Source organism: Ekhidna sp. (assembly GCF_965212185.1).
Lineage (GTDB): Bacteria > Bacteroidota > Bacteroidia > Cytophagales > Cyclobacteriaceae > Ekhidna.
Genome location: NZ_OZ243102.1, coordinates 46839 through 66063 on the forward strand (window position 1 = coordinate 46839; position 19225 = coordinate 66063).

The 19225-nt window shown below is 38.0% G+C and carries 12 protein-coding genes; 9 read left to right on the top strand and 3 right to left on the bottom strand.

Features of this window, described 5'->3' with window-relative positions; all coding sequences use genetic code 11:
• Positions 1-80: 80 nt before the first annotated feature.
• Both ACOMC3_RS00145 and ACOMC3_RS00150 read left to right on the top strand, forming a co-directional pair.
• Positions 81-830, top strand: coding sequence for a TMEM175 family protein (locus tag ACOMC3_RS00145; RefSeq protein WP_420317489.1), 750 nt, complete (start codon positions 81-83; stop codon positions 828-830).
• A gap of 72 nt (positions 831-902) precedes the next feature.
• The gene (locus tag ACOMC3_RS00150; protein ID WP_420317490.1) at positions 903-2504 is read left to right on the top strand and encodes a hypothetical protein; all 1602 of its coding nucleotides are present in this window, start codon (positions 903-905) and stop codon (positions 2502-2504) included.
• 219 nt (positions 2505-2723) lie between these two features.
• Here ACOMC3_RS00150 and ACOMC3_RS00155 read toward each other — a convergent pair whose 3' ends face one another.
• Positions 2724-3263 (bottom strand): TIGR00730 family Rossman fold protein, encoded by a 540-nt coding sequence (locus tag ACOMC3_RS00155; protein WP_420317491.1) that lies wholly within the window; start codon positions 3261-3263, stop codon positions 2724-2726.
• 160 nt (positions 3264-3423) lie between these two features.
• Between ACOMC3_RS00155 and ACOMC3_RS00160 the strand changes: the two genes are divergently transcribed.
• The 5 genes from ACOMC3_RS00160 to ACOMC3_RS00180 all read left to right on the top strand — a co-directional run bounded on the left by ACOMC3_RS00160 (position 3424) and on the right by ACOMC3_RS00180 (position 8374).
• A complete protein-coding gene (locus tag ACOMC3_RS00160; protein WP_420317492.1) occupies positions 3424-3972 on the top strand; it encodes a hypothetical protein in 549 nt (182 codons plus the stop codon).
• A 178-nt stretch (positions 3973-4150) separates the two neighbouring features.
• Positions 4151-4732 (top strand): hypothetical protein, encoded by a 582-nt coding sequence (locus ACOMC3_RS00165; RefSeq protein WP_420317493.1) that lies wholly within the window; start codon positions 4151-4153, stop codon positions 4730-4732.
• A 6-nt stretch (positions 4733-4738) separates the two neighbouring features.
• Complete coding sequence (locus ACOMC3_RS00170; RefSeq protein ID WP_420317494.1) at positions 4739-6625, top strand: ATP-binding protein; 1887 nt, start codon at positions 4739-4741, stop codon at positions 6623-6625.
• 45 nt (positions 6626-6670) lie between these two features.
• The gene (locus ACOMC3_RS00175; RefSeq protein ID WP_420317495.1) at positions 6671-7678 is read left to right on the top strand and encodes a pirin family protein; all 1008 of its coding nucleotides are present in this window, start codon (positions 6671-6673) and stop codon (positions 7676-7678) included.
• Positions 7679-7735: 57 nt separating this feature from the next.
• The gene (locus ACOMC3_RS00180) at positions 7736-8374 is read left to right on the top strand and encodes a peptidoglycan-binding domain-containing protein (RefSeq protein ID WP_420317496.1); all 639 of its coding nucleotides are present in this window, start codon (positions 7736-7738) and stop codon (positions 8372-8374) included.
• 53 nt (positions 8375-8427) lie between these two features.
• On the opposite strand, the gene ACOMC3_RS00185 is transcribed toward ACOMC3_RS00180, so the two are convergent.
• Entirely contained in the window at positions 8428-9381 is a 954-nt protein-coding gene (locus ACOMC3_RS00185) for a hypothetical protein (RefSeq protein WP_420317497.1), read from the bottom strand.
• Between the two features lie 170 nt (positions 9382-9551).
• Here ACOMC3_RS00185 and ACOMC3_RS00190 point away from each other — a divergent pair, with 170 nt between their 5' ends.
• The gene (locus ACOMC3_RS00190; protein ID WP_420317498.1) at positions 9552-10655 is read left to right on the top strand and encodes a TRAP transporter substrate-binding protein; all 1104 of its coding nucleotides are present in this window, start codon (positions 9552-9554) and stop codon (positions 10653-10655) included.
• Position 10656: 1 nt separating this feature from the next.
• Entirely contained in the window at positions 10657-11046 is a 390-nt protein-coding gene (locus tag ACOMC3_RS00195) for a nuclear transport factor 2 family protein (RefSeq protein WP_420317499.1), read from the top strand.
• 58 nt (positions 11047-11104) lie between these two features.
• On the opposite strand, the gene ACOMC3_RS00200 is transcribed toward ACOMC3_RS00195, so the two are convergent.
• Positions 11105-19144 carry a DUF5018 domain-containing protein gene (locus ACOMC3_RS00200; protein WP_420317500.1) on the bottom strand — a complete coding sequence of 2680 codons (8040 nt, stop codon included), beginning with the start codon at positions 19142-19144 and terminating at the stop codon, positions 11105-11107.
• Positions 19145-19225: the final 81 nt, after the last annotated feature.

A 19225-nucleotide genomic window follows, 5' to 3' on the forward strand; every position in this document is an offset into this window, starting at 1 on the left:
TATTGTATCGCCTTTTTATTTTCTATCAAGGGATTATTTTGTATATGAATGGTTATCATTGAGTACCTAAATATTGCTTGATGAGAAACCTAAAAGATCAACTTGTAGGCCTGGATCCTAACTTTAAATATCGAGGCTTAAACCAGACAAGAATAGAAACCTTCAGTGATGCGGTGTTTGCTGTAGCATTCACATTGGTAGTTCTTTCTTCTACTGTACCGGAAACATTTGATGGACTTAGGAAATCAATTCAGGATATTTTACCATCATTTATTTGTATTGTGCTGATAGTTGTGATCTGGTTTCAGCACTATGTCTTTTTTCTCAGATATGGCCTTCAAAATACAAAAACAGTCAGTGTAAATACTCTATTAATATTCTTACTTCTGATCTACGTATATCCTTTGAAATTCCTCGCGCGCTTTCTTGTTGAACTCTATTCAGGATTGATTTTTGGCATGCCGGATAATTTCATGGACAATTTTGGTGGAGAAATGAATAGTTCAAATATGACGCTATTAATGACAGCCTATGGTGCTGGAGCAACATTGATTTTTATGGCCTTAACATGGCTTTATCGTGAAGCATTTAAAAAAAGAGAAGCGTTAGAACTTAACGAGTATGAGCTTTTTGCTACCAAGGTTAGCTTATACCAAAATCTATTGATGAGCACGATTCCATTTATCTCAACAATCATCGCTTTTTTCCATCCTTTTGGGTATGGAGCGTTAAACTTTGGTATTGCAGGGTTTATTTATATGCTATACCCTCCTGTCATGATCACTTTCGGATACCTTGTAAAGAAGAAATCGAAGCAAATTTTTGGGTAGAAAACATACCCGCTTTGCGGTATTGAGATTACTAATAAATATGAAGATCTTTATGGTTCACCTTTCTCAAGTATGATGAAGAAGTACGCTGATCTGCATTGCCATCCACATTCACGGGCATTTCATTGGATGAGACATACGAAAAATGAGCAAAAACCTGCCAAGTATAATCCATGGAATATTATTCTGAGTAATTTCAAAAAGCAAGAAAAAGGAAAACGTGCATTTAGCTATTCGCAATGTGATCCTGTAAAGCTTTGGAATGGAGAAACAAAGCTAGTTTTTGCTTCACTATACCCTTTCGAAAAAGGATTTTATCAAGGGGGCGAAATCGATCAAAATAAGCTCATTCGAATTTTAGATATTCTATCAACCAGTGCTTTAGGTTTCTTGAATCCATTAACCTGGATTCAGGGATTATTTGCAGTGATTACGGGAGCTCCTACTATTTTAAAAATTGCACGCGCATTTCTACAGTCACTCTTGATGCGGATGCCTATTCGAAGAATTAAATATTTTATTTCTGAAGATTACGATTATTATGAGGAATTGCAGAAGGAGAGAGATTTTCTTTTAAGTAAAAGTGAGCAGGAAACAACCAATAAAATTCATATTTCAGGAATCAGAAAGCTTTATAAACGTGTAAAAAAACTAAGAAAGAAATATCCTGAGTCGCTTAATGCTACCGGCACTTATGTTGTCTGTGACAATTATCAACAGGTTGAGGAAACGCTCTTAGCCAATAAGATTGCCATGGTTTTAACCATTGAGGGAATGCATGCTCTGGGAACTGATACGGATTTAGATCTTGTGGAAGAACGTGTGATGGCTTTAAAAAGCTGGCCAAAAGCCATATTTTTTATCACAATAGCTCATCATTTCAACAACTTTTTGTTCGGTCATGCACACAGTATCCCCAATTCATTGAGGATTTTGTCAGATCAAACAGATGGCATGAATGAGTCTGTAAATCCTAAAGGAGAGAAAGTTCTAAAACTCTTATTAGGGTTGAATGATGCGCTATCAGTTGATGCATCCATGGGAAGGAGGATTCTTCCTGACTTAAAACATACATCTGCTAAATCAAGGCGTTGGTATTATGAAAATATTGTTGACCCTTGTTTACAGAAAGGAGACAAAATACCAGTAATCTTAAGTCATGTTGCCTATAGTGGATGGCAAACTCTTGAAGAAACCATCATGTATGCCGATCAGGAAAGTGATCATAAGTTAAGAGACGGGTTTTATCCATGGAATATTAATGTGTGCAATGAGGACATTGAGTGGACTGTAAAGACAGACGGTTTGATAGGTGTATGCTTTGACCAGAGAATACTTGGAGATAAGAAAGACAAAGTGAATAGCATTGATTTGATCTGGAGGAACCTGATAGCTATGATAGATGCCATTTTAAACAGTAATGAATTATCTGATGATCAGAAATCTAACTGCTGGGACTATTTTTCACTTGGAACAGATTTTGAAGGGTATATTGATCCAACTCAGGATTATAGTAATTCACTCTTATTTGATGATTTTGAAAATGATTTAATTAAGAAGCTTAAATCAATACAAGGAGCAGATTATTTTTTACACTCAGACCAAAAAGTGAAAGATGCTGCCAGAGGAATTTGCTTTGAAAATGCTAATCGATTCTTAAAGAATCATTTTTAGTTTCGATGGATCGACACATTGCATCGGTGAACACGAGCCAAAATTGAAAGATTACCCCATTTAGGGGATTGATTATCAGCCAAATAACTAACGATCTTTACCATATCATTTAAAAACACCACTGTTATGAAAAAGATCACACGACTCCTTTTGGTTGCAATCGCATTGATACTTGCGTTTCTTGGATTTAAAAAAGTTAAGGTAGATAAAGGGTAAATCTTAGTTCCGAATTAACTTTTTCAATAATTCAGATACTTTTTCTTCAACGATCGCTTGAGCATGAATGGATTTGTATAAAAACCCCTCTTTTTCCATATGGTCAAAAAAGGAGATGAAGTGATTGTAGTATCCATTGGTATTCAAAAATGCACATGGTTTTGAATGATAACCTATTTGTGCCCATGTCATCACTTCAGTCATTTCTTCGAGAGTGCCAACACCACCAGGGAGAGCAATAAATCCATCTGAAAGATCTGCCATTAGTGCTTTTCTTTCATGCATGTCTTTAACCCGATACAGCTTTGTTATTCCTGTGTGAGCTACTTCCATTTCATAAAGTTTGTCTGGGATTACCCCTGTAATGACACCATCATTTTTTATGGCTGTTTCAGCTACTACTCCCATGAGACCGACATCCCCTCCACCATATACAATTTCAATGCCTTGCTTCACCAATTCTTGAACCAGTTGCTTTGTTGCATTTTCGTAAGCAGAGTTGTTTCCCAATTTAGATCCACAGAATATGGCCAGTCGATTCATTGTACTAAAGTATTAATAATGACACCTAATCACGACAATTTGAAAATGATTGGTTGATAGTCGATTTCATGCGATTAAACGAATTAATTCACGTAATCAATTATCAATTGATAATTTGAAATACCTTTTGCTTATCTTGTAAACAATAACCACCCCCCTCATGAACTATTTTTATAAAATAACTCATGCTTTAAGCATTTGCTTATTGTTGGGTATTACTGGGTGCCAGGACGAATTTAAAATCGAGGAAAGGATCACAGAGAAAGATCCTGATATGATTATTGCAATTCAATTGGCAGATGAATATTTAAATTCCATTTATGGCAGGGCTGATGATACAGAAAAATCCATTACTGTATTGAGGTACCATAAGGATGAATTGTATTTCAATACCAATACCGACACTATTAGAGGATATCAGATTTTAAATGAGATGTCAATCACGGCAATTGTTGAACCAGGCGAATTTATTTTTTGGTATTCTGGAGGAGGACTTAGTGACCTAGATGGGATAGAATTTGACCCCACTTCTCAAAACGATCTAGACGAATTTCCCGAGGAGATTAATGAAGATAAAATGTGGAAAATACAAGTTCCCGATGATGGAGATCTTTCCATGTATAAATACGACATCCTTTATGATTATACAGGTAATGACGGAGCGCCGGTGAGGTTAGATCCAAAAATTCGCATTAAGGGAGCGGAATAGGACTTCATTCGGTGAAGTGTAAACTTTAATCAACCGCTGATAATCTGATGGATTTATAACCTCATAGGGAAAAACAGCATATTCACCGAAAAGCTAATAGATGTATTATCATCTGATAATTTTTATTCTAATTTACAAATTCATTTTTGTCACCACTTAAATTAACCCATTTCAAAATATGAGAATTACTTTGCGTAATCTAGCCATCTACCTTATTGCTTTTTCCTTTATTCTTTTTGCCTGTCAAAAGGACGATTTAATGACTCAGAGTACACATGAAGTGGACGATGATTTAAATACAGCAATTGCCTTAGTTGATGAATATTTGTCAACAACCAAAGGACGGTTAGATAGTGATAGAGTATCAATCACAGTCTTACGATATGAAGGTGAGAAGTTGTACTATCAAACTTATGTAGATGGTGAGATGAAATATAAAGAGGTGACTGAAGAAACGGTCACAGCAGAAGCGTCTCCTGGAGAGTATGTATTTTGGTATGGAGGAATGGGCTTAGAAGATCTTGATGAAATTGATTTTGATGATATATCAGAAGATTATCTTGAGAAAGATGCAGATGAAATTTATCAGGATAGACTTTGGTCAATCCTGATTCCTCAGGACATAGACAAAAAAACTGAATATCTTAAATATGATATTGTCTATCAATTTAATGGAAATAGCGGGACGGTTATAAGATTGGATCCTAAAATAAGAATTAAGGGTGAAGGAGCAGACGAGACTGGAGAACCTTCAAACTAATAAATAATGCGTGCGATAAGACAAATAGGGCTTCTTATTTCTTTTTTCGTTGTTCTATTCACTACCACAGCTCAAAATCAAACAAAAGCCGATAGTCTCAAAGTTTTAATTGAGTCTGGTACATTAGAAGGAACCGAGGAGCTTTATGCTTACTATTGGCTTTCGAGCTATTCCAGCGCTCCCGATGATGTAATCAATTATGCCAATGAACTTTTAGAGTTAGCAAAAATTGCTGATAATTTAGAATATCAGCTCAAAGCTTATACCAATATTGGAATTGCCTATCGACTAATGGGCGATCTAGATAAGGCCCTTGAATACCAATTCAAGTGCGCGGAACAAGCATTTGGCAAGGATGAGTTCATTCCTTTTTTAGCAGAGGTATATGGGGAGATCTCTACATGCTATACCCAAAATGGGGATTCGGAAAATGCGCTCCTATATGGATCAAAAACTGTCAACCTTTTAAGAGGTACCAATAGCAAGCAAAAACTTGCACTTACATTACTTAATATAGGATATGATTATTACCTAATTGGTAAGTATGATTCAGCTATGGCTTATTACAATGAAGCAGAGCCTCTTTTAAAAGATATTGGTTTTGAGCTTGGAATAGGTTACATCATTGGCAATAGAGCGCTTGTTTATTGGAAAAATGGTGGGATAGAACAAGCTAAAAGAGATCTTTTTGAAGCTATTGAAATACTAGAGCCTCTCGGGGACACATATGGCATGGCCGATTATTTTAATCAGCTGAGCAATATTTTTATTGAAGAGAAAGCTTATAATGAAGCGATTACCTATGCTCTCAAAAGTTATAATTTCGCATTAGAAGAAGAATTAAAAGAGCAAGCGCGGGATGCTTCTAAAAACCTTTACCTCAGCTATCTCGCTACTGGTGATTTTGAAAAAGCTGTGGATTTTCAAACAAAATATCATGCTTATAAGGATAGTATTCAAAACCTAGAAACGACTCAACGTCTTGCTAATCTCAGAACAGAATTTGAAGTTGGACGAAAGCAATCTGAAGTAGATTTATTGCTGGAGCAAAGGAGGAGCAATCGTATCATCATGATTATCGGTGGCATACTTATGATCGTGTTTATTTGCCTGATCCTCATCATTTATTCTTATCTGAAGACAAAGAATAGATTAAACAAGAAGCTGGAAGAGCAAAAGAATTCATTACAACTTTTGAATTCCACTAAGGATAAATTTTTCTCAATCATTTCTCACGATCTCAGGGGACCAGTAAATACGCTTTCTGGATTGGTTACGGTTTCTAAAATTTATATGAAAGAAGGCACGAAGGCTCAAACCGAAGATATGCTTGATAAGATGGAGCATTCCATTGGCCGTCTTACTAAACTTCTTGATAATCTACTTACCTGGGCATTACAACAGAAAGGTCATTTTCCACACATGCCTGAGGCCTTGAGTGTTCGGTTTTTGCTCGATGACATGAAGGATATGTTTCTCGAAATGTCCAATTCAAAAAATATTGAACTGATCTGTGATTTAAATGATGATTTTAAGCTGTTTGTAGATCGAAATACTGCTTCTACAATTTTAAGGAATCTGATAAATAATGCGATCAAGTTTACTCCAAATAAAGGGCAGGTTCGTATTGTGGCGGAAGCAGACAATTCCAACAATGTAGGAATTATAAAGGTTATCGATAATGGAGTTGGGATGTCAAAAGAAAAGCTAGAACACCTATTTAAACTAAACGAGAAGCTTTCTACCAAAGGCACATCTGGAGAAAAAGGACTGGGCCTTGGATTGCAATTAGTTTATGATTTCGTAAAGCTTAATAAAGGAACGGTAGAGGTAGAGAGTGAACCAGGAAAAGGTACAAGTTTTACCGTATCATTCCCACTTCCTATCGACTAGGAACAATCGCTTATTAATTTTGGTTGAATTGAGAAATCACAAGTTATGTCTCAATCTTCGGTCAAGTCAATTTATCCGCTCGGTTTCCCATGGCAAACTCAAGATCCATTTTTATTTTGTGTATATCATCGGGATCTTTTTCCACACGGCACTGATCAACTAGGTCCCGATTCTGATGAATTAAAGGGCAGAATGATTGGTCAGGATTTCACCATAAAAGATGGTTGGAGGATGTATCACGGACAAAATGTTCCTGGATTCCCCCAACATCCCCATCGTGGTTTTGAGACAATAACAGTCGTCCCTGAAGGGTTGGTCGATCATTCAGATTCTATGGGAGCAACTGGGAGATTTGGTCATGGCGATGTTCAATGGATGACCGCTGGAAAAGGGGTGCTTCATTCAGAGATGTTTCCACTGGTACATTCTGATAAGGCAAATCCTTTACTGCTTTTTCAAATTTGGTTGAATCTACCTAAGAGGAGCAAGTTCGTTGAACCACACTACAAAATGCTGTGGGCAGAAGATATCCCAGTTCACAAGGAAGAGGATGCTGAAATCACGATTGTTGCAGGAGATTTTAAAGACACAAAATCATTGGATACTACACCCGATTCCTGGGCAGCAGATCCTGCAAATGGAGTGGCTATCTGGCTTATCAAAATGGACGCACATGGTGAGTTAGAACTTCCAATTGCCTCTAATGAGGTAAATCGTTCCATCTATTTCTACAAAGGAGAAAGTATTAGCATTCAAGATAATATGCTCAGAGAGCAACAAGGAGCTGATCTTGTACCTGACCAAAATGTTGTTTTAAAAAATGGAGGTAATGAAGGTTATTTATTGCTTCTTCAAGGAAAACCTATAGGTGAACCAGTAGTACAACAGGGGCCTTTTGTCATGAATAACCAAGAGGAGATTTATGAAACAATTAGGGAGTACCAAAGAACACAGTTTGGAGGATGGCCATGGCCAAAGAATGAGTTCGTTCATCCCAGAGAAAAAGGCCGATTTGCTCTACATGCGGATGGAAAAGAGGAATTGAAGGACTAGTATTATTTATTTTCCAATTAATGGAATATTACTAACTTCATTTCCAAACTCTCCAACATGGCAAATGAAGATCCTAACGTCACAGTAGCCAGGTTTAATTATAAGCAGGCAATTGTAGTAGCAGTCATAACAGGAGCCACCACACTCGGTGGGACATTGTTATCTATTAAGTCAAGTTCAGCTAATTCAGATCCCAGCCCAGGTCAAAACGGCCAAGAATTAGCTAACTGCAAGACTGAGAATGAACGATTGAGAACCTCACTTACTAATTCGCTTTCTTTTTCCTCATTGCAAGATATTTCCAGTAATTATTTCGATGATAGTTTGGATAAAAATCAGTTTAAAGAAGTGGTTAGGAATCTTGTAAGCACAACAGAGCAATACAGAAAAAATAGTCAGCATTACATGCATAAGCTTTTTAGACTGAAAAAACTCATGCTAGCGAATGGAGGAAATATAAATGTACGGGTGAGCAATGCAAATCAGGAGGCTTGCTCATTGATCCAGGATCTACTCAAAGGGATTGAGTATTATCGAGGGTCTGTCGATGGAAATGTAGAGAGTACACGAGATGCTGTAGAGAAATTTCAATCTTCATTGAACAACTTTACCCCGGGATATTTTGAAGAAAAAAATATAGGAATAGTAGGTAAAAAAACCTTCCTTGCGATTATGGAACATTATGAGCGCAACTAAAAAAGCTCACATTATTTCGAATGTGAGCTTTTCTATCAAATCAAATCTCTTTCTTATGGTATAGTGACATTTCCAACATCATTCCAATCAATATTTTCCCATGAAAATGCAGCCGATCCACCTCCTGCAATGATTTCATCTAAGTTTATATTTAATGTGAATACATCTCCAGTACCTAAAGATAATTTTGGATCAATTTCCGTCTGCATGGTCATGTATAAACCACTTTGATATTCATAAATCATCAAATGGATATTCTTAAGGTCTCTTGGTAGCATATAGAAAGATTGCTGCTTCCAATAGGAATCCGTCCACATATACGCGTAATCATAATGATCATTTCCTCTCGGAACTAATGCTTCATCTTTGAATGAATAATAATTACCATTGGTTGATTCTAGCTGAATTTCAAGGCTCCATTCGGAGGAATTGGTAGCAGTTACATTTAAATCAATTCTTGATGAAATATTGTTCATGTCAAGAACCACCAGATGATCAGTGTCTTGTGTTACTTCGGCTGATGCTTTAGCAACATATATCGGCCCATCAGATATTTGGTAAGATTCGATAAATGGATAGCTCTCATTGTCTTCATAATAATTATATCTCTCTGCATAGGCCGTAGATGCTAATACTGTATAGCTTCCATCAGGTAAAGGTGGAATGTATAGTGTGTCAGGAATGGTATTTTCAAAGGTGTAATCATCACCTCCATGTGCAGCACTATCATAGTAATAATAATTGTAAGCGTTAGCGTTGTAGTGATATTGTTCATAAACCACATCATCGTTACCATCAAGTATCAATATTTGTATCATATTGACATCTTGTGGCACGCTGCTTTCAGTTCTTCCATTGGCATTTTTGAATTCATATGAAATTGATTCATTAATGCCGGTAATAACCATGCTGTTTTCTGTGTTCGGAATATCCATTTGGATATCATCATTTGATTGACAGCTCAAAATCAAAAGTGAGGCAAATGCAAGTTGCAGTAAGTTTTTCATAGTGATAAAATTTTTGGCTTATTAAAGATAACTCAATTACTGATTAAATAATTGTATAATTCAATCTTCGTATCGAGTAAATAGCAGACTTTGTCGAGATTCAATATTCATCAATTCAGATTGTGGAGTAAAAATTTTTGTAGATTCCCGTTCTCAAAAAGGGGATAACTATGAAACGTAGACATTTCTTGTCAAAATCAGCACTCGCTGCGGCAGGAGCCACCACCTTAGCTTCTTGTGTAAAATCTGAAGAAAAGAATCAAGGGCCATATATCAATTTCAACAATACATACAGATGGAAGATGACCACAACCTGGCCTCCCAACTTCCCTGTGGTAGGAGAGGGGTGCAAGCTATTGGCTGATTGGGTCAAACAAATGTCAGGTGGAAGAATGGAAATCACGGTGTATGGAGGAGGTGAATTAATTCCTGCTTTGGAAGGTTTCGATGCGGTAAGCAATGGAGCGGTAGAAATGAATCATGGGGCGGCTTATTATTGGGCAGGGAAAGTTCCTGCGGCTCAGTTTTTTGCTGCAGTTCCATTTGGAATGAATGCACAGCAGATGGGTAGCTGGATAATATCAGGCGGTGGTGCACAGCTTTGGGAGGAATTGTATGAACCATTTAATATTCAACCCATTCTATGTGGTAATACTGGTGTTCAGATGGCAGGGTGGTTTAAAAAAGAAATCAAATCGATTGATGATCTCAAGGGGCTAAAAATGCGTATTCCCGGATTGGGAGCTAAAGTCTTGGAAAAGGCAGGTGGAACACCAGTTTTGGTCTCAGGTGGAGAGATTTATACCAATCTCGAGAGAGGTGTTATTGATGCCACTGAGTGGATTGGGCCATTTCATGACTATTTAATGGGATTTTATAATGTTGCAAAATACTACTATTACCCCGGCTGGCATGAGCCAGGGCCAGCTCTGGAAATGATGATCAATAAGCCAAAATTTGAGGCACTTCCTACTGACCTTCAGGAGATCATCCGTACTGCTTGTTATCGTACAAATAGGTGGATGGGGGCAGAATTTGATGCACGGAATGGGCAGTATTTACAAAAGATCATTAATGAAACAGATGTTACTGTTGCTCCATTTCCTGTAGAAGTCTTGGAGGCTCTTAAGGGTTATACCAAAGAGGCTTTGAATGAATTGATTGAGGAGGACGCACCAAGTAAAAAGGTGTACGAGGCATTTGAAAAATTTAGAAAGGATGTGAGTGTGTGGATGAATGTAAGTGAACGAGTATTTTATGAACGAATAATGTAAAATGAAAAAATCAATTTTAACAATCCTTACAAGTATATGTGCCACCTTCTTATTCGCACAAACGCCTGAAGAACTTGCCAATGAGCAACTTGAAGCGTACAACGCACAAGATATTGAGGCTTTTTTAATACCGTATTCTGATTCAGTCGAAGTTTTTGATGGATCTGGAGATTTGCTGTATAAAGGAAAGGAAACCATGCGGTCTCAATATGCTGGAATGTTCGAGCGGACGCCCAATTTAAACTGTAATCTGTTGAATAGAATATCAGTTGGAAGTACTGTGATTGAGCACGAGGAAGTGACTTTTGGTGATCGAAAAATCTATGCAATTGTCATGTACAAAGTGGCAGAAAACAAAATTCAGGAAGTCCATTTTCTGGATCGTGAATAAAAAAGGGCCGACTCCTGGAGCCGACCCATCGCAATAGCTAGCCATAGCTAATGCTGCCTTAGTTTGCCTTAATAAACCTTTTTACTGAGGTTTTTTGATCTTTTGTAATTACAAGCAGGTAAACTCCTGAACTTAAAGAGGTTACGTCCAACTTTAAGCTTGTTCCTGAAACTCGGGAAATAACCGGTCTGCCTTCCAGATTAGTAACTTCAGCAGTTATGGTTTCACTTGTGTTGACTTTCAGAAAATCAGTTGTTGGATTCGGATAGATCTGTAGATCAATTTCATCTTCAAGACCATTAGTAGAACTAAAATCAACGATGACCGTGACAATCCAATCCTGTGTTGTTAATCCATCTTCTGCGGTAACTGTATAAATAAGATCATCTAATCCATTGAATGCATTCATCAGCTCATAGGTTGCTCCCTCTGAAACAAGTATTGTAGGATTGTATTCTATTAAGTCAGATGTAGGCTGAATTGTAATAGAAACTGTATGATTAACTGCATCTATCACAGCAGGCTCAGTTTGTGTTGGTTCGGAAAACTCTATAATATCCGTTTCATTACTGAGTGCCTCATTTACAGTGACAATGAATTCATCTGAAACCAACCCCCCGTTTCCATCATCAGCTGTTAATGTGATGGTAGCTGTTCCAACACCTACTTCATTGATCTGAATTTGATCATTTGTGATTACTTCAACAGTTACTACTGTTTCATCACTGCTACTTACAGATATAGTAAGTACATCTCCATCCGGATCTTCAAATACATCAGCGTAGTTAATTTGAGCAGCACCGAATCCTTCTTCTTCGGTTTGATCATCAAGTGGGTTTACGACTACTGGCGCATCATTAAGTAACTCATTTACTGTAAGAATAAACTCATCAGAAGCAGAACCTCCATTCCCATCATTTGCTGTGATAGTTATTGTTGCTGATCCGATACCAACTTCAGTTAGGGTAAGGATAGTACCGATGAGACTTGCCGTTGATACTGTCTTATCACTTGAGGCAACACTTAAAGTCAAGTCATCCCCATCTTCATCAGAGAAAGTAGCTGAAAGGTCTAGTTCGATGCTTTCGAATCCTTCATCCAGTGTTTGATCAGCAATTGCATTCACTACTACAGGAGCGCCATTCACATTATTGACAGATAGGATGAACTCATTAGAAACAGAACCTCCATTCCCATCATTAGCTGTGACAGTTATTGTGGTAGATCCGATACCTACTTCAGTTAAGGTAAGGATAGTACCACTGAGACTTGCCGTTGATACTGTCTCATCACTTGAGGCAACACTCAGAGTCAAGTCATCCCCATCTTCATCAGAGAAAGTAGCTGAAAGGTCTAGTTCGATGCTTGCGAATCCTTCATCCAGTGTTTGATCAGCAATTGCATTCACTACTACAGGAGCGTCATTCACATTATTGATGGATAGGATGAATTCATCAGAAACAGAACCTCCATTACCATCATTAGTTGTGACAGTTATTGTGGTAGATCCGATACCTACCTCAGTTAAGGTAAGGATAGTACCACTGATACTTGCCGTAGATACGGTCTCATCGCTTGAGGAAACACTCAGAGTCAGGTCATCCCCATCCTCATCTGTGAATGTGTTGGAAAAGTCTATTTCAAGGCTACTAAATCCTTCATTCACATTCTGATCAGAAACGGCATTTGCTACAATCGGGGCATCATTCACATTACTGACTGTGACAATAAACTCATCTGAAGTGGTAATACCTGATCCATCATCTGCAGTAACTGTCACAGTGGAAGGTCCGAAATTACCAACTTCTGTTATTGTTAAAATTGCACCTGAATTACTTACTGTAACGATCGTTTCATCAGAACTTGACACTTCATAGGTCAAGTCATCCCCATCCTGATCTGTGAAAACTCCGCTTATTTCAATTTCTATGGATGCAAACCCTTCATCCAAATCCTGATCGGCAATTGGGTTTGCTACCAGTATGCTTTCATTTTGATTTGCAACCGCTATCGTGAATGACTTACTGAAAGTGCCTGCATTTCCATCGTTTGTTTCAATTCGAACTGAGTAGCTGTTCTTAGTTTCAAAATCAAAAGCTTCTGCTGCCTGCAGCTCATTTCCAACAATATCAAATGAAGCATTGTCTGTGTCGCCAGCCCCATTTACTAAGCTGTATGTAAAAGTGTTTTCTGAATCCTCATCAGTCGAGTTGAAGCTACCTATTACATCATTTATTTGATTGTTTTCTGCAATCGTGTTACCAGATAATGTGATATTAGTCGGAGCATCATTAATATCATTTACACTGATTGAAAAGACTTGTGTTTCCGTTAGACTTCCATCATTAGACATTACGAGAACACTGTAGCTGTTCTTATTCTCGAAATTGAAACTTTCTGAGGTTAGAAGCTGATCACCTGAGATACTAAATGAACCATTATCGTTATCTCCAGATCCAGCTACGAGACTATAACTGTATGATCCGGACAAGTCTTCGCCTGAAGTGGAAAAATCCCCTACCAATGCACCACTCAATTCATTTTCATTAACTGACTGATTACTAAGAGTAATTGACGTAATCTGAGCCGGCAGGTCATTGATTGAGATTGTGAAAATTTTATCAAATGTTCCTCCTTGTCCATCACTTGTTCGAATTCGAATGGAGTAGGAATTCTTGGTTTCAAAGTCAAATTCCTCTGCTGAAATCAGTTCTGATCCAGATATACTGAAAGAGGTATTGTCGGTATCACCGCTACCCGCAACGAATGAATAAGTATGTATTTGACCAAGATCCTCATCTGTTGTACTCAATGATCCAACAACAGTTCCCACAGGATTACTTTCATCGATGGTATTATTATCTAATGCCATATCTGTAGGACTTTCATTTACGTCATTGATAGAGATTACAAATGATTTTTCAAACAGACCACCATTGCCATCATCCGTTCTTACGCGAATGCTGTATGAGTCTTTTGTTTCAAAATCTGCAGAAGGAGTTAATGTCAATTCGTCAATGGTTATTCCAAATGATCCATTGTCTTCATCTCCTTCTCCAGAAATAAACAAATAAGTATACGAGTCATTGAAACTAGCATCATCAGTAGAGAATGTTCCTACCAGTGAATTAGTTGATAAATTTTCATCTATGCTTGAATTGGATAGTACAATATCTGTCGGAGCAGCTAATGCTTCTGTTATTGTAATTTCCCAATCCTGCGTAGTACCGTCTTCAGCTGTTACTGTATAGGTTACAGCTGAAGTGAAGTCTTGTTCAATCCCAGTATCAGGTGAGATTGTTGCGTTTTGAGAAAGCCCAATTGTTGGTGTAATTGCAGAAACATCGGTCCCAGCAACTGCTTCAGCCACCACAGTATGAGCGGTGTTGTTAACTGTTGCAGACCCTTCGACTTCACTAAAAGTAAATGAAAGGATATCATTATCTGTATATGGCAAATAATCAAGCCCAATAATACTTGAATGATTGTTGACATTACCTACTTGACTTGCTGCATAGTTCGTGAAAGCAGTATTATTAAAAGTGAAATTTAAGCCATCTATATCTTCATTATCACCATGTATTGTTGATGATCCTGATAAAGTCATTTGAGCCGAGTAGCCTTCACTTGCTATGCTTAATGATGGATTTAGGCCTTCTGGAAGATTATTTATGGTATAATCAACTCCATGAGTTAAGGAACCACCGGCATTAGTAAACGTATCGTCTGCGATGTATATATTTATCGAACCTTCTACTGTACCGTCATTGGCCAAAGCCTCAGTGAATCCTCCAACATCGATGGTGTATTCACTTACCTGACCAATGCCATATCCAATGACAAACAACTTGTCACCATTTGGTGTTGATGTCACACCACTGGGAGAAGAATCTTCGCTGGATAGATCAAATACCGTTCCGTCAAGCGTTGCTCCAAAAGTCAAATCAAATGGTACATTCAAAGAATAGCTAATTGCGCTTCCGTTATCACCTACAACAATCATTTTTCTTCCATTTGCAGAAATATGTATACCGGTCGGGCTATCTTGATCATTTTCCACATAAAATGGACTACCATCGTATGATGCTGAAGAAATCTCATAAGGTGTTAATAGACTATACTGATAAATATTATAGTTATTGGTCCCAATCATGTACATTTTACTTCCATCTAAGCTAAATGTAAGACCATACGGACTGTCATCTTGTTCAGCAATGTTCAGGGTAGTGCTAAAAGACGCAGTTGAAAGATCAAATGGAGTAGTCAGATTGTATTGTACCACTTCATAATTGTTAGTGGAAAGTAGGAAAAGTCGGTTCCCCTCTGATGAAAAATAGATGTCCTCCGGATATTGAGCGTTTAAAGAAATATCTAGTGAATTTCCAGTGTAAGCCACAGTACTGGAAAAATCAAATCCCTCGGTCAGGCTATACTCGTAAACAAATCCATTGTTATATCCCGATATATACATTCTGGTTCCGTCATTGTTAAATGCAATCCCAGTTGCATAACCATCTTGTGCCGCGATGTTGAACGAGTTTCCGGAGTAGCTCATGTCGGCCAGGCTTAATGCATCACCATAGTAGACTGTGGGGTTGTTATTTCTGAAGTCTATTCCAAGACCAGTATTAATGGAAGATGAATTTTCCACTTGAGATGCATCACCTCCGGTGAATGCAGAATTTTCAAATGTGATTACAATTTCTGTCAAATCGTCAACATTCTGGTGATCTAGAGCATTGCCATTTAGTGATAAAGAGGCAGATAGCCCATCAGCAGAAATCGTCAACTCGGGTGTCAAGCCAGCTGGTAGGTTGCTGATCGAATAATCCGTTCCCGGACTCAGTGTTCCACTAACATTCGTGAAAGTTTCGTCTAACAGATATACATTGAAATTGCCCTCTACACTTCCATCATTGCTGTTTACCTCTGAAAACCCGCCTTTCTCAATGTTGTATTCATAAATGTTGTCATAACCAATACCGAGCATATACATGACTGAGCCATCCTGACTGAACACAAAGTCTATCGGACCAAAGTCCTCTGAACCCATAGAAAAGTTAGTGTCAAATGTCGCTCCGTAGGTGATTTCGTAGGGAACTGACAGATCATATTGATTGACTTCATCACCAAGACTACCAATAATCAGCATCCTGGTTCCACCAGCAGCAAATTGAATTCTACGAGGTGATTGTTCTTCACTAAGCACACTAAAATCTCCCTCAAAACTTACAGTACCTGTTACGTCAAAAGGAGTGGACAGGCTGTATTGTAGTATTTTATCAGCATTTGTTCCAATGACGAACATCCTGCTACCATCAGAGTTAAATGATACACTAACTGGAAAACCATCTTCACTAATAATATATGATCCTTCATAGCTAACAGTTCCGGTAATATCAAACGGGGTGATAAGTGAGAACTGATGAACATCGTCAGTGCTGTTTGATACGATGTACATTTTAGTTCCATCATTGTTAAAACTCAATCCATAGAGGTCAGATAAAACGCCGGATACATCATATGGAGCACCATCACTGGTCATGTTTTCGTCGATTACGTATGGGGCTGAAAGACTATACTGGTGGATAGCATTTGTTGTCCTGCCTATTAAGAAAAGCTTTGTTCCGTCGTTATTAAGACGAATGGCAGTAGCTTGACTCTCGATAGATGAGATGTCCATTGAGTTATAGGTGTATGAAGCGCTGTTAATATTGAAACCATCTCCATAAAATATAGATGGGTTGTTATCTCTGAAATCAATCCCAACCTCAGTGAGGTCATTCAGGCCTTGTATATCACTTGCATTATTACTTGCAAATGAGGAGTTTTCAAATGTTAAATCAAGCACTGTGAGATCATCAACATTTTGGTGGCTCGAAGCATTGCCTGTGAAAACCAGTTTAGCAATAGTACCATTACTATTAATTTGTAAGTCTGGCGTTAATCCTGAAGGCAGATTAGTAACAGAGTAGTCTACCCCATGTGTCAATGACCCTGAGCTATTGGAAAATGTTTCCCCTGAAATCTGAATGGTTAAAAAGCCATCAACAGCTCCATTATTATTTGATGATTCTTTAAAGCCATCCGAAGATAATTTGTATTGACTGATGTCTTGTTGACCCGAAAAGTCTGACACGAAGAAATAATTCCCTTCTGCATTGAATGTGATTCCACTTGGACTAGCTACTTCACTACTTAAATCGTAAAAGACGCCATCATATGTAACTCCGCTGACCATATTAAATGGATCATTAAGACTATATTGATGAAGTGCGTCCGACCCAGCTCCTACAACAAACATTTGAGTTCCAGCGGTATTAAATGCCAAACCAGCGGGGTGTATTTCTTGACTTCCTACACTATAAGTTACATCTGGACTTCCGATGTTTATTATGTTGTACGCGGATGACAAGGAATATTGATAGACATAGTCATTTACTGTGTTGGTAAGCAAAAACAAAGTTTTTCCGCTGCTACTAAACGAGATAGCTTGGACTCCAGATGGAATGGAATACCCGCCACTATGCGTTACTCCAGAGGTAATGGTGAAGGGACTACTCAAATCATATTCATTGATTTCTCCACCAACGATGAATAACTTCATTCCGTCGTTGCTAAATTGAAACCCTGTAGGTATTGATTCTTGAGCAGAAACATTCAGGTTACCATTGAATGTAATGGTAGATCCAATATTGAAAGGAGATGCAAGCGTAAATTGATTTATTTCTGCACCCCCATCGGCTCCAATTGTGAACATTTTGAGTCCATCACTACTAAATACAACATCTCTTGGCAATGGCTGGCGGGAAGATACGGGATAGGATAGGTCATAAGTTGCTCCATTCGATAAGTTGAATTGGTTTCCATAACTTATTATTTTGTTGTTTTCAAAAGAGATTCCTGGTGTTGCACTACCGTCAGAGTTATAAATGACTGAAGCATCATTGCCTGTAAAAGCAGAGTTTTCGAAAACAATTTCCAGAAAAGATATATCGTCAGCAGCCTGATGATGGGATGCATTTCCTGAGAATGTCAAAGTAGCACTTGATCCATCTGCTGCCACACTGATGGAAGGTGTTAGCCCAGACGGGAGGTTAGCGATATTGAAATCGACACCTTCAGATAAAGAACCACCTTGATTTGTAAAAGTATCTCCATAAATTTTGATTGATATGGAACCATCTACTGTACCATCATTGGCAGCACTTTCGGAAAAACCTTGAATAGACATTTCATATTGACTAATTTTCTGATTACCAGAGGCATTTCCCAACACAAATACACTAGAATTATCGCTGCTGATAGCTAATCCAGACGGATGTGTTTCCTCACCGGACACATCAAATGTTATTGAATTATCAATCACTCCTGAAGTGATTTCATAAGGTGTTGTAAGATCGTATTGATGAATATCCCCTGAAGGTTCGATGACCAACATCGTCAATCCATCGGCTGTAAATACCGCTTCTTCAGGCGCATATGTACTTGGTGTGTAAGTCCCTTCGAGGGTAATTGTAGACGTAATATCAAAAGCAGCAGATAATGAAAACTGCCCTATTCCTGTACCATTACGAACATACATTTTTGTTCCATCATTTTTAAAAGTAATGAAACCAGGATCTCCGGAGGTGGGCAGATTGTAACTGGTATTGTAAGTAACGCCGGAAGTAATGGAGAAGGGGGTGGTAAGGTTGTATTGCGTAAGCTCACTGCCCGATGTACCTGTAACAAACATTTTTAGTCCATCATTGCTGAAGGCAACACCGTATACTCGAGGACTTGTGTATTGAGCAGCAACACTGTAAAACCCATCATGAGTCACCCCACTATTTGTGTTGAAAGGGGAAGAAAGACTGTATTGATTGATTTCATCCCCACTTTGACCTGCAACAAACATTTTCAATCCATTTGGACTAAATGTGATTCCTTCAGGTATCCCCTCTTGAGCACCTATGTTAAGTTGTGTTCCATTGAAGGATTGAAGATTAGATAGATTAAAATCTTCAATATATGAAATGGATTGCGCACTTGCCATTGCCATCATTGTGAGCATAAAGGCGAGTAGTAATGTTTTTTTTACTAAGACATTTGTCATGACTATTGTGATTTGGTTTGTACCCTTAGTCATGTCATTCTTAAAATGTGAACATCATTTCATAATTTTTTCTGTTTTTAT

Coding starts and splice junctions, on each gene's coding strand:
- ACOMC3_RS00200 (WP_420317500.1), bottom strand. CDS start 19,144: ATGACAAATGTCTTAGTAAAAAAAACATTACTACTCGCCTTTATGCTC.
- ACOMC3_RS00170 (WP_420317494.1), top strand. CDS start 4,739: ATGCGTGCGATAAGACAAATAGGGCTTCTTATTTCTTTTTTCGTTGTT.
- ACOMC3_RS00155 (WP_420317491.1), bottom strand. CDS start 3,263: ATGAATCGACTGGCCATATTCTGTGGATCTAAATTGGGAAACAACTCT.
- ACOMC3_RS00175 (WP_420317495.1), top strand. CDS start 6,671: ATGTCTCAATCTTCGGTCAAGTCAATTTATCCGCTCGGTTTCCCATGG.
- ACOMC3_RS00145 (WP_420317489.1), top strand. CDS start 81: ATGAGAAACCTAAAAGATCAACTTGTAGGCCTGGATCCTAACTTTAAA.
- ACOMC3_RS00195 (WP_420317499.1), top strand. CDS start 10,657: ATGAAAAAATCAATTTTAACAATCCTTACAAGTATATGTGCCACCTTC.
- ACOMC3_RS00190 (WP_420317498.1), top strand. CDS start 9,552: ATGAAACGTAGACATTTCTTGTCAAAATCAGCACTCGCTGCGGCAGGA.
- ACOMC3_RS00165 (WP_420317493.1), top strand. CDS start 4,151: ATGAGAATTACTTTGCGTAATCTAGCCATCTACCTTATTGCTTTTTCC.
- ACOMC3_RS00160 (WP_420317492.1), top strand. CDS start 3,424: ATGAACTATTTTTATAAAATAACTCATGCTTTAAGCATTTGCTTATTG.
- ACOMC3_RS00180 (WP_420317496.1), top strand. CDS start 7,736: ATGGCAAATGAAGATCCTAACGTCACAGTAGCCAGGTTTAATTATAAG.
- ACOMC3_RS00150 (WP_420317490.1), top strand. CDS start 903: ATGATGAAGAAGTACGCTGATCTGCATTGCCATCCACATTCACGGGCA.
- ACOMC3_RS00185 (WP_420317497.1), bottom strand. CDS start 9,381: ATGAAAAACTTACTGCAACTTGCATTTGCCTCACTTTTGATTTTGAGC.